Source organism: Actinoplanes sp. NPDC089786, from assembly GCF_040684855.1.
Lineage (GTDB): Bacteria > Actinomycetota > Actinomycetes > Mycobacteriales > Micromonosporaceae > Actinoplanes.
Window position 1 is genome coordinate 62,179 of sequence record NZ_JBFBGU010000002.1, and the last position, 13,109, is coordinate 75,287.

Genomic DNA, 13,109 nt, shown 5'->3' on the forward strand with positions numbered 1-13,109 from the left:
ATCGCGCACGGCGATCCCGACGCTAGGAGTTCCGGTGGCACGGCATTCGCAGGCCCGGTCCGAGGACAGCGAGCCGGAACGCCGGCCCGGCGCGTTCCGGGGCGGCGTTCACCTCCCGCCCGGGGCCGCCGCGATCCTCGCCCTGCAGCGTGCGGCCGGGAACACGGCCGTCTCCCGGGTTCTCGGCGACCCGACACGATCCATGCCCGGCGCCTTCCCGGACGAGGTCGAGGCGCCCTCCCGGCCCGCTTCTCCGGTCCCGTCGCTGGACAGCCTGCCCGAGACCGAGGTGAGCGAGGCGGAGATCCCCCAGCCGCCCAGCCCGGCCTCGACGCGGTTCACCGACGCCCACACGGGCGAGAACCCGGTCCCGTCGCCGCCGACCACCCGTCCGAGCTCGCGGGCCTCCTCGGGCCGTGAGGAAGAGTTCCACGACGCCGTCGAGAGACAGCCGAGGTGGTGGCACGTGCCGCCGACCAAGGGCGACTACCCCAAGACCCTCGGCGCGGCCGGCGCGATCGCCTTCCCCGCCCAGAACTACGGCCTGCTGCCCGGGGCGCCGACCGCGCCCAACCTCAGCTCCGGCGCCACCGGCATGGCCGCGGCCAGTTCCACCGGCGACGCGCTCAGCGAGGTCATCAAGTTCTGTCAGGGCCGGGGCTTCAACACCGGCAAGTTCATCGCCGGGGTGGCGATCACCGGCGGGCTGATCACCAACTCGGTCGCCCAGACCAAGGGACCGGCGGGCGACGCGGCCCGGTTCGGCGGCCTCTACGCGCAGACCGCCGGGCTCGCGGTCAAGATCTACGGCGAGGGCTGGAAGTCGGAGACCGGCTTCCGGATGTTCCCGGACGGCGACTGGAACAAGGCGATCGGCGCGTTCGCCGCGGCCGCGGCGCCGGCCCTCCAGGCGTACGCGATCAAGCATCAAAGGCACTTCGAACAGCTCGTCGAGCAGGGCCGGCACAAGGGTGACATCCCGGTCTCGAGCTATGCGATCGCGGCGGCCATCCTCTCCGGCGGCACCGCGGCCGGCGACTTCGGCAGCGAGTTCCTCAAGATGGTCCGCGACCGCAAGGTGAACGTGCCGAAGATGGTCGGCGGGCTGTTCGGCGCGGTCGGCGCGGTGGCGCTCACCGTCGGCGTGGCCGGGAACAACGACACGGCCAGGAGCGTCGGGTACGGCTTCCAGACCGCCGGCCTGGCCACCAAGAGCCTCGGCGAGTCCTACCCCTGGGAGGACAAGTGGCCGCGACTGCCACAGAAGGAGCGGCCGGAGGAACTGGAGATGCACGACCGCGGCGCTCGGACGTAGGCTGTCGCACCGAGGGGGTATCGACGATGACGCTCCGCGACACCCCGCCCTTCCGGGCGGATCACGTCGGCAGTCTGCTCCGGCCCGCGCGCCTGCTCCGGGCCCGCGAGGAGCACGCCGCCGGAACCATCAAGGACGACGAACTGCGCGCGGTCGAGGACGACGCGATCCGCGAGGTGGTCGCCATGCAGCGCGACGTCGGGCTGCGGTCGGCGACCGACGGCGAGTTCCGGCGTACGTCCTGGCACATGGACTTCATCTATCAGCTCGGTGGCATCAGCCGCACCGACGAGAAGATCCAGGTGCACTTCCGCAACGCCGAGGGCGAACTCGACTTCGAGTCGGCCGCGCTGACCGTGGACGCGCCGGTCCGGCTCACCGAGACGATCTTCGGGGACGCCTTCTCGTTCCTGGCTTCGACGGTCGGCGAGGGCGTGACGGCCAAGCTGACCATCCCGTCGCCGAGCATGGTCCACTACCGCGGCGGGCGGGCGGCCATCGATCCGGCGGTCTACCCCGACGAGAACCAGTTCTGGGCCGACCTCAGTTCCGCGTACGCCGAGCAGGTCCGCCGGGTTTTTGATCTGGGTTGCCGTTACCTCCAGCTCGACGACACCAGCCTGGCCTACCTGAACGACCCGGCCCAGCGCGCCCTGCTCACCTCCCGTGGTGACGACGCCGAGCACCAGCACCTGCGTTACATCAAGCAGATCAACGCGGCGATCCAGGACCGCCCGGCCGGCCTGGCCGTGACCACCCACATGTGCCGGGGCAACTTCCGGTCGTCGTGGGCGGCCGAGGGCGGTTACGACTTCGTCGCCGAGGCGCTGTTCAGCGAGCTGGCGGTGGACGGCTTCTTCCTCGAGTACGACGACGACCGCTCCGGCGGCTTCGCCCCGCTGCGGTTCGTGCCGCCCGGCAAGATGGTCGTGCTCGGCCTGGTCACCACCAAGCGGGGCGAGCTCGAGTCGAAGGACACGCTGAAGCGCCGCATCGACGAGGCCGCCAAGTACGTCCCGCTCGAACAGCTCTGCCTCTCGCCCCAGTGCGGGTTCTCGTCGACCGTCGAGGGCAACGTGCTCTCCTACGATCAAGAGGTCGCCAAGCTGCGGCTGATCGCCGAAACCGCCCAGGAGGTCTGGGGCTGAACTCGCGATCATGCGTACGGTCCGGACGGTCGAACGCGCCCTCTGGCTGCTCCGGACCATCGCCGCGACCCCGGCCCCGATGACCTTCGGCGAGCTGCACAAGGTCTCCGACCTGCCCAGGGCGAGCGTGCACAACCTGCTGGCCACGCTCGAGGAGACCGGCTTCGTGGTCCGCGACGGGAACGGCCGCTACAGCGTGGGCCTGGCCGCGTTCGAGGTGGGTTCGGCCCACCAGGTCCGTACCGGCCTGCTCCGCCTGGCCGAGCCGATCCTGCGCGACCTGGTCCGCCGCCACAACGAGACGTGCCACCTGGGCATCCTCGACGGCTCCGACGTCCTCTACGTCGAGCGCCTGGAGTCGACCCAGCCGGTCCGCCTGACCACGGCCACCGGCCGCCGCGTCCCCGCCCACGCCACCGGCATCGGCAAGGCCCTGCTGGCCCTGCGCCCCGACGCCGAGGTGGCCGCCCTCTACCCCACCGGCCTGCCGTCCCTGACCCCGTCGACCCTGACGGCCGTGCCCACCCTGCTCCGCGACCTGACCGAGACCCGCCGCCGGGGCTGGGCGATCGACAACGAGGAATCCACCCCCGGCGTACGCTGCGCGGCCGCCGCGGTGGCCGTCCCCGGCTGGCCCGCGACGGGCATCAGCCTCGCGGTCCCGTTGCAGCGCGCCGCCGACGACCGCATCGCCGAGCTGGGCGCCGACGTCCGGGCGGCGGCCGACACATTGGCGGCCCGCCTCCAAGAATTCCGCATCCCCGCCTGACCCTGCCGCCGACGCACCCATCGAAAAGTAGTTCGGCTGACCCAGATCATGACGGTTCGAGAGCGGCACGTCGAGTTGGTCAAACTCGCGATCGACGATCCAAGCCTCTGGCTCTCGGCACCGCCGGGTGTGTCCATCCAGGAGCGCGGCAATGGCCGGGCATCGCGGGTCTGAAGCCGCGGGTGGCCAGGCGTCGGCTCAGTCGAGGCAGAACTCGTTGCCCTCGAGGTCCTGCATCACGATGCAGGACTCGTTCTCCTCGTCGGCGAGCAGGGTCTGCACGTGGGTCGCACCCAGGGCGATCAGGCGGGCGCACTCCGCCTGGAGGGTGGCCAGGCGTTCCTCGCCGACCAGGCCGGTGCCGGCCCGCACGTCGAGATGGACGCGGTTCTTGGCGACCTTGCCCTCGGGGACGCGCTGGAAGTACAGGCGCGGGCCCACGCCCGTGGGGTCGACGCAGGCGAAGGCCGAACCCTGGCGCTCGGGTGGCAATGCGCGGTCCCACCCGGCCCAGCTCGTGAAGCCCGGCGGGGGCGGCGGCACCTCGTACCCGAGCACTTCGCACCAGAACCGGGCGACGCGCTCGGGCTCGGCACAGTCGAAGGTGACCTGGAACTGCTTGACCGATGCCATCCGGCCAGCTTAAACGGGCGACTCGCCGTGGTGACGAGGGTGGTAGTCGGTCGGCTTCTCGGACTCGCTCCACGGGTCGGCCATCGGGATGTTCGCCGAGTGAGGGGTCTGGTCGACCACCGGGGGGCCGAAGGCGGGACCGCCGAACGGTGGGGGTGGTGGCGGCGGGGCGGGGGCGGCGGGGACCCAGGTGACCGTGAACTCGACCTTCTTGCGGCTGTGGAAGAAGCGGGTCGACGGGGGCAGGACCAGCAGGACCAGGGCGATCAGGGTGGAGAGCAGGACCAGGCCGTCGAGGATGGTGACGGTCAGGCCGTAGGTGGCGGGCAGGACCCGGGCGGCGGCGCCGCTGCCGGCGGAACCGGTGGGGTTGTGGAAGCCGCCGGCCAGGCTGCCGACGCCGCCGCAGACCATGAAGAGGCCGCCCAGCACCAGGGTGGTGACCCGGGACTTCTCGTTGCCGTGGCTGTTGAGGATGGCCAGGATGCAGACGCCGGCCCCGATCAGCAGGACGAAGGTGGCCCACGCGAGGCTGCCGAAGGCCGAACCGGTGTCGCCGGTGTACGCGTCCTTGTAGACGCTCAGGTCGGTGTTGGTGAAGACCAGCTCGACGAGGGCGTTCAGCAACAGGAGCCCGGCCGTGCCGAACAGCAGGCCGGTCGAGAGCCGCATGGTCAGCGGCGGCGGCGCCGGCATCTGCAGGCCTGGATGCATGGGGCCCAAGGCTACCGGGCGTGCACCAGCACCGCCGGGCGCGGCCGTACTGGCCCACCTCTGGGCCTGAGGAGCGCCTTCGTCACGGAGCGGCCGGCCACCGCGGTGCCGGCACCGCCCCAGATCAGAGCGTCCACCGGTCAACCTCCTCGGCCGCGGCGAGCACGACGCGCAGATCGGCGAAGGCGGAAGCGGCGTCGACCAGCGGCGTGCGCCCTTCGCGGATCGCTCCGACCCAGTCGGCGACGATCGCGCGGTGGCTGTCGTAGTAGTCCTCGCCCTCGACGAGGACCTCGCCAGACCTGAGCACGGCCGATCCGCCCGTTCCCTCGTAGTCGACCCGGATGTCGATGCGCCCGCCGGTCCCGTACGCGGTGGCCTCGATCTCCGGCCCGAACGCCGGGGTGACCCAGGTGTAGAGCGACTGGCCGATGACGCCGGAGGCGAACCGCAGGGTGAGCCCCACGGTGTCCGCTCCGCCGGACGCGGTCACCGCCGCGATCGGCCCGGCGAGGTGCCGCAGCAGGCTGGTGTGGTGGGTGCCCTGGTCGAGCAGGATGCCCGCGGCCGGCCCGCCGTCCTGGCGCCAGCCGTCCCGCAGCCACACGCCGTCCAGCCGGTAGGCCCGCGTGGTCCGCACCGCGACCAGCTCGCCGATCCGCCCGGCCTCGATCGCCCGGGCGGCGGCCTGGACGGTCGCCAGGTGCGGGTAGTTCTCGGCCACGGCGACCACCCGGTCCGACGCGCCGGCCGCCTCGACCAGGGCGCGGCCGTCGGCCTCGGTGGTGGCCAGCGGCTTCTCCACGAGCACGTGCAGGCCCGCGTCGAGCGCGTGGAGAACGGCCGCGGCGTGGGCGTCGTGCGGCAGCCGGATGTCCACCGCGTCGACCGCCGGGACCTCGGCGAGGTCGGTGAAGGCGGGCACCCCGAGGAGCGCCCCGACCTCGGCGGCACGGTGGGCGACACGGTCCACGACGGCCACCACCCGGGCGCCCGGCGGGGGCGACGCGTACACCCGGCGGGCCACCAGCTCACCGATCGCCCCACAGCCGACGAGGGCGATCCGCACACCTTCACTCATCGATGAACGCCTATTGACACGCGTAGCTCCATACGTGGATATTCACCCTGCGAACCCGAGATGTAAATGGCGTTCGCATATACGAACCCGTGGAGTCCAACGTCGTCGATCGGGCACGCCGCCTTCCACAACGTGACCGTACGCATCCCTTGATCAGACTCCCGTTGGTGGCCGGTTCCTACCCTGGAGCCGCGCCACCAACGGGGAGGGACCATGAATCGCCGGCTCGGCATGGGCATCGCCATCTTCGTCGTGCTGGGGGCCGGCATGGCCTGGCTGGTGGTCAGCGAGTGGCGGTCCGACTCCGCGCTCGACCGGCGTGGCCGCGGCGCCGACGCGACGCTGGTCGAGATCCGCGACAACGGCAAACGCCCCGACCTCTACATCGTCCAGTTCACCACCGCCGAGGGTGAGCCCTTCCGCACCAAACTCTGGCAGCCGCCCGCCGACCCGAAGCCGGCCGTGGGCGACACGTTCCGGGTCATCTACGACCCGCGCGACCCGGAACTGGTCCGCGACGCCCGGAGCGGCCACGGGGAGGGCCGATGAGCGTACGAGGCCGGATGGTCCTCTATGTGGTTCTCGCGCTGGGGGTCAGCGGCGGGGTCGCCGGGGCCGCGGCCTACAACCTCCGGGACGACCTGGCTCTCGATCGTCGTGGTGAGAAGGCGACGGGCTGATGACTACCGACCCGGACCAAGGGTCGTCAACCACGTGGTCAGGATCGGCAGGGCCGTAGTGGTCCGCATGGCGGTCATGTGGTCGCCCGGCACCACCTCGACGGTCCAGCCCTGTTGCTCCAGCTCGGCGCGATGGTGGGCCAGGGGCGGGCCGAGCTCGACCCGGACGTTGCCCCACTGCGGGCCGTAGTCGATCGCGTCGTCCTGGCCGGCGAAGGCCAGCCGCGGAATCTTCAGGCCGTCGAGGGCGGCGCGCTCGTCGAAGTCCCGCAAGGACTCGTAGAGGGTCACGTACTGCCGGGTCTGCTCCGGGGTCTGGGTGACCACGGCCGCGTCCCAGTCGCCGGGCTCGATCTCGGACTGGTCGGGCCGCACCCGGCCGGCGTTCTCGGTCGCCATCCGGTGTGCGGCCCGGGTGACCGCGAGCATCGGGCCGTACGGGCCGCCGAGCGGCGGGAAACCGCCCATGGCCAGGCCGGTCAGCCGGTCGGTGCGGATCGCCAGCTGGAGGCCGGACAGGGCCAGCCACGAGTAGCCGTAGTAGGCGAACTCGTGCGCCCCGGCCGCGTCGGCGATCGCCAGCAGGTCGGTGGCCACCGCGTCGGCGGTCAGCGTCGGGCCCGCCGGGTGGGCGGCGCGGTGGCCCTCGTAGTCGGCCACGATCACCCGGTGGCCGGCGTCGGCCAGACCGTGCGCCAGGGCCGGCCCGAGGTCGGGCTGGGCGCCCCAGGCCCGCATCTGCTCGGCCGTGGCCTCGTCGACCACGGCCAGGCTGACCGGCAGCAGCACCGCGGGGCCCTCGCCGAGGACCGTGACTTCGAGATCGGAACCGTCGTGTAGCTTCGCCGTCGTCGTCATGACTAACACTATACACTGTAAGGACTATGAGCGCAGAAGAGCATGTCCGCCGGCTCTGGCGGGGCCGCGGCACCACGCTGCCCACCCCGCGACGCGGCCCGCGGCAGCAACTCGGCCTCGACGAGATCCTGGCCGCGGGGATCGAGATCGCCGACGCGTCCGGGCTCGCGGCGGTGTCCACCCGGGCCGTCGCCGCCCGGTTCGACAAGACCGCGATGGCCCTCTACCCGTACGTGGGCGCCAAGGAGAACCTGATCGCCCTCATGCAGGACCACGCGGTGGCCATGCCGGCCTGGGACGACCCGGGCACCGGGCTCGGCGACGACCTGCTCGCCTGGGCCACGGCGCTGTTCGACGTCCACCTGGCGCACCCGTGGCTGACCGACCTCTCGTGGGCGCAGAGCGGGCAGGGGCCGAACGAGCAGGACTGGCTGGAGCGGCTGCTCGGCATCCTGGGTGACCGGCCGGAGCCCGCGATCGTCACGATGCTGTACGCGACCGTCCGGGCCACCGCGGCCACGGCGGCGGCCTACCGGCGGATGGGCACGGACGACGCCGAGGGGTGGCTGGAGCGGGCCCGGGCCACCGCGCGGCTCATCCCCGACCTGCGCGATCGTTACCCGCTGTCGACCAGCCTGCCGCCGCTCGACCCGGACTGGCGCGAGACGCCCCGCGCCGGACTGGTCCGGGCGGTCAGGATCCTGGCCGCGGCAGCGGCGACGAGGTGAACATCCACAGGGTCGCGCCGCCGCGGTCCGCGTCGAACCAGCGGGTCACCTCGCGACCGTGGCGCTCGCCCAGCTCGACCAGGGTGTGGTGGCGAGCGGACCAACCGTGGTCGATCAGCCAGTCGTGCGGCGGGATCGGCGGGCCCTCCCGCAGCAGGGTCTCCAGGCGGCGGGTGCCGTTGTCGGCCACCTCCTCGTCGGCCAGGCCGGCGTCGAAACGGGAGGCGATCTCCAGGCAGAGGCGGCTGCCCGGCGCGGACAGGTCGCGGACCCGGGTCAGCAGGCCGTCCAGCTCGGAGCGGTCGAGGTAGATGGTCAGCCCCTCGCCGATCCACGCGGTCGGCCGGGACGGGTCGAAACCGGCGGCGAGCAGCGCGGACGCCCACTCCCCGGCCAGGTCGGCCGGCACCGCCGTACGCCGCATCAGGGTTTGCAGACCGGCCGCCCGGGCCGCCTCCTCCTTGAGCGCCAGGCCCGGCGCCAGGTCGAGCTCGAAGATCCGCCCGGCCCCCGGCAGCCGGTAGGCCCGGCCGTCCAGCCCGGCGCCCAGCAGCACCACCTGCTCCACCCCGGACTCGGTGATCACCCGGTCGTTGTGCAGCGTCCGCAGGACCACCAGGTCGCCCATCATCGTGGTCAGGCCGGCCATGTCGCCGGGCATGGCGTCGAAGCGCGGCTGCTCACCGGGCCCGGCCAGGCCCAGGTGGACGACGATCGCCTCGGCCAGCGGGTCGCGGAAGGCCGGGGCGCCGGACAGCGACTCGGCGGCCCGCTGCGCGGCCACGAGCACGGCGGTCCAGCCGACGCCGTCGGGCAGGGTGGGTGCGTTGGTCATGGTGCGGACGACGTTGCCGGGGCCGGTTCGTTCGATATTCGGGTGTCCCGGCGTGATCGTTGCCCGTACGCTCCTTCGCAGAGGCCTAGCCCGGGCATACTTCGACAAACTTCTTTGGGTGAACCGCCCGGGCACTCTCCTCACGATCGGCGCCGCGTCGCGGCGCCGTTCTCGTTTCGTCGGGGGTTTCTCGGTTCGTCGGGGGTGCAGACACGTGGACGCGCTGGAGCGCATCGCATTCGACCGGCTGGGACTGGTCGTGACGCCGGCCGGGCCGGCCACCCCGGCGGTGGCCGCGCCGCTGCTCGCCGAGTTCGCGCACGCCGGGGTGCGGTTCGCCAACCCCGGCGCGGTCACCGACGGGCTCGCCGGGCCGCACCACGCCCTGATCGCGCATGTCCGCGAGAAGCGGGGCGAGAAGGGCCGGTACGCGCCGCTGTTCGCCGGCTTCCCCGACCGGCTGCCCGAGTTCGACGACGCCTCCTTTCGGTTCGTCGTCGCCCGGGCGCGGATGGCCGGCGAGGAGCACACCGACGAGCGCTGGCGCCGGGCCCTCGACTTCAGCGACCTCGGCTGGTGGCCGGCGTCGTCGATCCCGCAGGACCAGGAGCGGGCCGACGCGGCGCGCCGGGCGCAGGCGGCGCTCCCCCGCGACCGCCGCGTCGAGTGGCTCACCGTTCGGCTGGTGAGCCCGGCCGAGCTGGAGGCGGGGCTGCGCGAGTGGATGCGGGACTGCTTCGGCAGCGCGGCGTCGCTGCGTGAGGACGTGCGCGCCGATCTCGGCGTACTCGTCAAGCGCCTCGGGGTGGACGGCCTGGACCCGGCCGAGGTCCGCTTCCGTGAGAACCGCACGCTGCTGTTCGAGCTGATCTGGGCGTTCGAGCGCGGGCGGCTGCCGTCGACCGGCGCCACCCCCGACGACCTGCTGCGCCTGTTCGCCGCGCTGACCGGTGGCGACGCCAGCCTGTTCGAGCCGATCCGCTACCCGCGGCTGTCCCGGTCCGACCGCCGCGTCGTGGTGAACACGCTCGAGGCGAGCGAGCGGCTCGGCGACGTCTTCCGGCGGCGCGGGCTGTGGCTGGCGATCGACCGCGGGCTGCACGTCGGCGAGTTCCGCGCGCCCCGGGTGCGTGAGACCTTCGCCCGGCTGCGCGAGACCCGGCACGACCGGTCGTCGTTCCCGTCCCGCTTCGAGCGGCTGCTCGCCACCGACTACCCGGCCGCCGTCCGGCTGGCCGCGGCCGAATCGCCCGGCCTGCTCGGTCGTGGCCTGCGGTACGCCGGGCCGGAGTTCGACGCGCTGGCCGAGGCGTACACCGGCTGGATGCTGCGCGACGACGCCACCAGCAAGCACGCCGCGTTCGACCCGGCCACGGTGGTCAACGCGTTCGCGCTCACCGGCCGCAAGCGCTACGTGGTGCCGATGCTGCTCGACCTGGACACGCACGAGATCCTCTACGTCGACGTCCACCTCAACGGCGCCCCGCGGGCCCACGTCGAGCGCGAGGGCCACGACATCGCCACGCTGGTGTCCGCGGTCGCCGCCCGCCGCAACACCAAGCTCAGCGTGGCCGCCCTGGCCCGCCGCCACGTCCGGGTCCGGGGCGCGGCGCTGGTCACCGACCCGGCCCAGGCGACCATCACCTTCGGCACGACCGCCGGCCACACCTACGACGCCCTCAACCCGTCGAAGCTCCTGGCCGACCTCCTGTAGCCGTACGCGGAGCTCCGGACGGCGGCCGGCCTGGAGCCGGCCAAGGCGCAGAGCCGGCGCAGCAGGCCCGCGCTTCCTGACGAGCGTCCTTGACAGGCGACGAGGGGCGGGCCTACGTTGCTCGCTAATTGTTAGTCAGTCTGTCAAATAATTAGGGAGCGGTGGGTGGCTCGGCCGGCCGGCTCGTCGAAGCTGCTGCGGGCGATGAACGAGAGCGCCGCGCTGGCGCACCTCATCGACCCGGGCAGGCTGACCCGCGCCGATCTTCGCCGGCTCACCGCCCTGAGCACGCCGACCATCTCCGAGGTGCTCCGCCGGCTCACCGACGCGGGGCTCGTCGGGGTGGTCGCCCATCAGCCCCGGCGCCGGCCGGGACCCAACGCCGAGATCTACGCGGCCAACCCGGACGCCGCCTACGCCGCGGCGGTGTCGATCCGGGACGTCGGCTCGGGCGATGGCCCGTCCGTGTCGGCGGCCCTCTGCGATCTCGCCGGCGAGACCCGGGCCCGCTTCGAGTGCGACGTGGACTTCCGGAACACCGATCCGGGAACCGCTCTGGCCGGGGTGCTGAAACGGCTCCAGGGAGACCAGGAACGACTGAGGTACGTCCAGCTCGGCATCTCCGGCTCGTACGACCGCCGCACCGAGACCATCGGCCACACCGAGGTGCCGGGCTTCCAGAAGCCGGGGCTCCTCCCTGAGCTGATCAAGGAGCTCGGCGTGCCGATCGGGGTGGACAACGACGTCAACCTGGCCGCCATCGCCGAGCGACGGCACGGCGTGGCCAGGAACTCCGACGGTTTCGCGCTGCTGTGGCTCGGCGACGAGGGGCTCGGCCTCGCCATCGACATCGGCGGCACCCTGCTGCGCGGCGCCCGGGGCGGGGCCGGCGAGATCGGCTACATGCCGCTGTTCGCCGCCGACGGCCGGCGGGACCTGCAGGATCTGGTCGGCGGCCCGGCGGTCCTCGCGCTGGGCCACGAGCACGGCATCTCCGGGCGTACTCCCGGTGAAGTGGTCTCGAACGCCGGCGGCGCCTTCTTCACCGAGCTGGCCGACCGGGTCGCGGTCGGGCTGGCCGCGGTGATCGCCGTGCTCGACCCCTCCCTGGTCGTGCTGGCGGGACAGGTGGCCCAGGCGGGCGGACGCCCACTCCGCGACGCGGTCGACCAGGCGATGCTGCGGGCCGCCCCGCTCGAGAGCGCCATCGAGGTCACCTCCATCGACGACGACGCGGTGCTGCTCGGCGCGCTGGACGCCGGGCTCGGCACCGTACGCGAAGCCCTCATCTCCGACATCCGCGACAGCTGATTGGACCCCCGACATGCGTAGAGCAGCCCTGGCCCTGGGCGCCGCCGCAGTGATGCTCGCGGCCGCCTGCACCCCGGCCCCCAAGGAGAACAAGATCGCCGATCCGGGTACGGAGGTGAGCGGCTCGGTCGAGCTGTGGCACTTCTTCACCGACCGGGAGGCCGCCGCGATCGACACCGTGATCAAGGACTTCACCGCGTCGCACCCGAAGATCACCGTGAACGTCAAGTCGGGGCAGGACGACGGCAAGGTCACCCAGGCGGTCGGCGCCGGCAGCGGCCCGGACGTCGGCCTCTCGTACTCCACCGACATCGTCGGGAAGTTCTGCTCGTCCGGCGCCTGGGTCGACCTGAACCAGTACCTCCGGCGGGACAAGATCGACCTGACCAAGCTCAACGCGACCACCCGGCAGTACACCGAGTACGCCGGCAAGCGCTGCGCGATGCCGTTCCTGGCCGACGCGTACGGCATCTTCTACAACAAGGACCTGTTCGCCAAGGCCGGCATCGCCGGGCCGCCGAAGACCCTGGACGAGCTGACCGAGGACGCCAAGAAGCTGACCGTCCGGAACGCCGACGGCTCGCTCAAGACGGTCGGTTTCCTGCCGCTGTCCGACTTCTACGAGAACTCGGCCGCGCACCTGGCGCCGATGGTCGGCGCCAAGTGGCTGACCGCGGACGGCAAGTCGGCGATCGGCGCCGACCCGACCTGGAAGACGCTGCTGACCTGGCAGAAGCAGCTGGTCGACTTCTACGGGTACGCCAACCTGGTCAAGTTCAAGGCCAGCCTGGGTGACGAGTTCAGCGCCGACAACGCGTTCCAGAAGGGCCAGGTGGCGATCAACATCGACGCCGAGTTCCGCCTCGCGTTCCTCGCCGACCAGGCCAAGAACCTGAATTTCGGGGTCGCTCCCCTGCCGGTCAGCGACCCGGCCCGGTACGGCGGCGGCTACGTCACCGGCAATATCCTCGGCATCTCCAAGAACGCCAAGAACCCCGAGGCCGCCTGGGAGCTGATCAAGTACCTGACCACCGACGACGCGGCCATCGCCAAGCTTGCCGAGCTGATCAAGAACGTGCCGACGACCACGGCCACGCTGGCCGACCCGAAGCTGACCGCCGACCCGAACTTCAAGGTGTTCCTGGACATCTTCGCCAACCCGAACTCGTCGACCACGCCGCCGTCGTCGTCCGGTCCGGCGTACCAGGAGACCTTCGCGCAGTTCATGACCGAGTGGCAGTCGGGCAAGGTGGCCGACCTGGACGCCGGCCTGGCCGGCGCCGACCAGAAGGTCAACGGCGTCATGCAGCTCGGCGGCTAGAC

14 protein-coding genes are annotated in these 13,109 nt (G+C 72.2%); 9 read left to right on the plus strand and 5 right to left on the minus strand.

Annotated features, from left to right (window positions below; genetic code table 11):
- The first annotated feature begins 34 nt into the window (after window positions 1-34).
- Genes AB0O15_RS11125 through AB0O15_RS11135 form a run of 3 tightly spaced genes read left to right on the plus strand, consistent with a single transcriptional unit; the run spans window position 35 to window position 3,232 of the window.
- Entirely contained in the window at window positions 35-1,315 is a 1,281-nt protein-coding gene (locus tag AB0O15_RS11125; RefSeq protein ID WP_364317272.1) for a hypothetical protein, read from the plus strand.
- A gap of 26 nt (window positions 1,316-1,341) precedes the next feature.
- Complete coding sequence (locus AB0O15_RS11130; RefSeq protein WP_364317274.1) at window positions 1,342-2,463, plus strand: 5-methyltetrahydropteroyltriglutamate--homocysteine S-methyltransferase; 1,122 nt, start codon at window positions 1,342-1,344, stop codon at window positions 2,461-2,463.
- A 10-nt stretch (window positions 2,464-2,473) separates the two neighbouring features.
- On the plus strand, window positions 2,474-3,232 hold the full coding sequence (locus tag AB0O15_RS11135) for an IclR family transcriptional regulator (protein WP_364317276.1): 759 nt from the start codon (window positions 2,474-2,476) through the stop codon (window positions 3,230-3,232).
- A gap of 198 nt (window positions 3,233-3,430) precedes the next feature.
- Here AB0O15_RS11135 and AB0O15_RS11140 read toward each other — a convergent pair whose 3' ends face one another.
- The 3 genes from AB0O15_RS11140 to AB0O15_RS11150 all read right to left on the minus strand — a co-directional run bounded on the left by AB0O15_RS11140 (window position 3,431) and on the right by AB0O15_RS11150 (window position 5,660).
- The gene (locus AB0O15_RS11140) at window positions 3,431-3,865 is read right to left on the minus strand and encodes a VOC family protein (protein ID WP_364317278.1); all 435 of its coding nucleotides are present in this window, start codon (window positions 3,863-3,865) and stop codon (window positions 3,431-3,433) included.
- A gap of 9 nt (window positions 3,866-3,874) precedes the next feature.
- Window positions 3,875-4,579 (minus strand): hypothetical protein, encoded by a 705-nt coding sequence (locus tag AB0O15_RS11145; protein WP_364317280.1) that lies wholly within the window; start codon window positions 4,577-4,579, stop codon window positions 3,875-3,877.
- Between the two features lie 124 nt (window positions 4,580-4,703).
- A complete protein-coding gene (locus AB0O15_RS11150) occupies window positions 4,704-5,660 on the minus strand; it encodes a Gfo/Idh/MocA family oxidoreductase (RefSeq protein WP_364317282.1) in 957 nt (318 codons plus the stop codon).
- A gap of 213 nt (window positions 5,661-5,873) precedes the next feature.
- Here AB0O15_RS11150 and AB0O15_RS11155 point away from each other — a divergent pair, with 213 nt between their 5' ends.
- Together AB0O15_RS11155 and AB0O15_RS11160 are read left to right on the plus strand one after the other, a co-directional pair.
- Window positions 5,874-6,209: a DUF3592 domain-containing protein gene (locus tag AB0O15_RS11155; protein ID WP_364317283.1), complete on the plus strand. Its 336-nt coding sequence runs from the start codon at window positions 5,874-5,876 to the stop codon at window positions 6,207-6,209.
- Window positions 6,206-6,340: a hypothetical protein gene (locus tag AB0O15_RS11160; protein WP_364317285.1), complete on the plus strand. Its 135-nt coding sequence runs from the start codon at window positions 6,206-6,208 to the stop codon at window positions 6,338-6,340. The genes AB0O15_RS11155 and AB0O15_RS11160 overlap by 4 nt, the downstream gene beginning before the upstream one ends.
- 3 nt (window positions 6,341-6,343) lie before the next feature.
- Here the strand turns inward: AB0O15_RS11160 and AB0O15_RS11165 are convergent, their stop codons facing one another.
- Window positions 6,344-7,198 carry an alpha/beta hydrolase gene (locus AB0O15_RS11165; RefSeq protein WP_364317286.1) on the minus strand — a complete coding sequence of 285 codons (855 nt, stop codon included), beginning with the start codon at window positions 7,196-7,198 and terminating at the stop codon, window positions 6,344-6,346.
- A 26-nt stretch (window positions 7,199-7,224) separates the two neighbouring features.
- On the opposite strand from AB0O15_RS11165, the gene AB0O15_RS11170 reads away from it, so the two are divergent.
- Window positions 7,225-7,926 (plus strand): hypothetical protein, encoded by a 702-nt coding sequence (locus AB0O15_RS11170; RefSeq protein ID WP_364317288.1) that lies wholly within the window; start codon window positions 7,225-7,227, stop codon window positions 7,924-7,926.
- On the opposite strand, the gene AB0O15_RS11175 is transcribed toward AB0O15_RS11170, so the two are convergent.
- A complete protein-coding gene (locus AB0O15_RS11175; RefSeq protein WP_364317289.1) occupies window positions 7,892-8,761 on the minus strand; it encodes an SAM-dependent methyltransferase in 870 nt (289 codons plus the stop codon). The genes AB0O15_RS11170 and AB0O15_RS11175 overlap by 35 nt on opposite strands.
- A 214-nt stretch (window positions 8,762-8,975) precedes the next feature.
- Between AB0O15_RS11175 and AB0O15_RS11180 the strand changes: the two genes are divergently transcribed.
- The 3 genes from AB0O15_RS11180 (at window position 8,976) to AB0O15_RS11190 (ending at window position 13,107) form a co-directional block, all read left to right on the plus strand.
- On the plus strand, window positions 8,976-10,475 hold the full coding sequence (locus AB0O15_RS11180) for a hypothetical protein (RefSeq protein WP_364317291.1): 1,500 nt from the start codon (window positions 8,976-8,978) through the stop codon (window positions 10,473-10,475).
- Window positions 10,476-10,640: 165 nt separating this feature from the next.
- Window positions 10,641-11,786, plus strand: a complete 1,146-nt coding sequence (locus AB0O15_RS11185; RefSeq protein WP_364317293.1) for an ROK family transcriptional regulator — start codon at window positions 10,641-10,643, stop codon at window positions 11,784-11,786.
- A gap of 13 nt (window positions 11,787-11,799) precedes the next feature.
- A complete protein-coding gene (locus AB0O15_RS11190; RefSeq protein ID WP_364317294.1) occupies window positions 11,800-13,107 on the plus strand; it encodes an ABC transporter substrate-binding protein in 1,308 nt (435 codons plus the stop codon).
- The last annotated feature ends 2 nt before the right edge of the window (window positions 13,108-13,109 follow it).

Bases quoted from the DNA above. Each gene is read 5' to 3' on its own strand.
- AB0O15_RS11160 (WP_364317285.1), top strand. From the start codon at position 6,206: ATGAGCGTACGAGGCCGGATGGTCCTCTATGTGGTTCTCGCGCTGGGG.
- AB0O15_RS11145 (WP_364317280.1), bottom strand. From the start codon at position 4,579: ATGCATCCAGGCCTGCAGATGCCGGCGCCGCCGCCGCTGACCATGCGG.
- AB0O15_RS11130 (WP_364317274.1), top strand. From the start codon at position 1,342: ATGACGCTCCGCGACACCCCGCCCTTCCGGGCGGATCACGTCGGCAGT.
- AB0O15_RS11190 (WP_364317294.1), top strand. From the start codon at position 11,800: ATGCGTAGAGCAGCCCTGGCCCTGGGCGCCGCCGCAGTGATGCTCGCG.
- AB0O15_RS11175 (WP_364317289.1), bottom strand. From the start codon at position 8,761: ATGACCAACGCACCCACCCTGCCCGACGGCGTCGGCTGGACCGCCGTG.
- AB0O15_RS11135 (WP_364317276.1), top strand. From the start codon at position 2,474: ATGCGTACGGTCCGGACGGTCGAACGCGCCCTCTGGCTGCTCCGGACC.
- AB0O15_RS11155 (WP_364317283.1), top strand. From the start codon at position 5,874: ATGAATCGCCGGCTCGGCATGGGCATCGCCATCTTCGTCGTGCTGGGG.
- AB0O15_RS11170 (WP_364317288.1), top strand. From the start codon at position 7,225: ATGAGCGCAGAAGAGCATGTCCGCCGGCTCTGGCGGGGCCGCGGCACC.
- AB0O15_RS11165 (WP_364317286.1), bottom strand. From the start codon at position 7,198: ATGACGACGACGGCGAAGCTACACGACGGTTCCGATCTCGAAGTCACG.
- AB0O15_RS11140 (WP_364317278.1), bottom strand. From the start codon at position 3,865: ATGGCATCGGTCAAGCAGTTCCAGGTCACCTTCGACTGTGCCGAGCCC.
- AB0O15_RS11150 (WP_364317282.1), bottom strand. From the start codon at position 5,660: ATGAGTGAAGGTGTGCGGATCGCCCTCGTCGGCTGTGGGGCGATCGGT.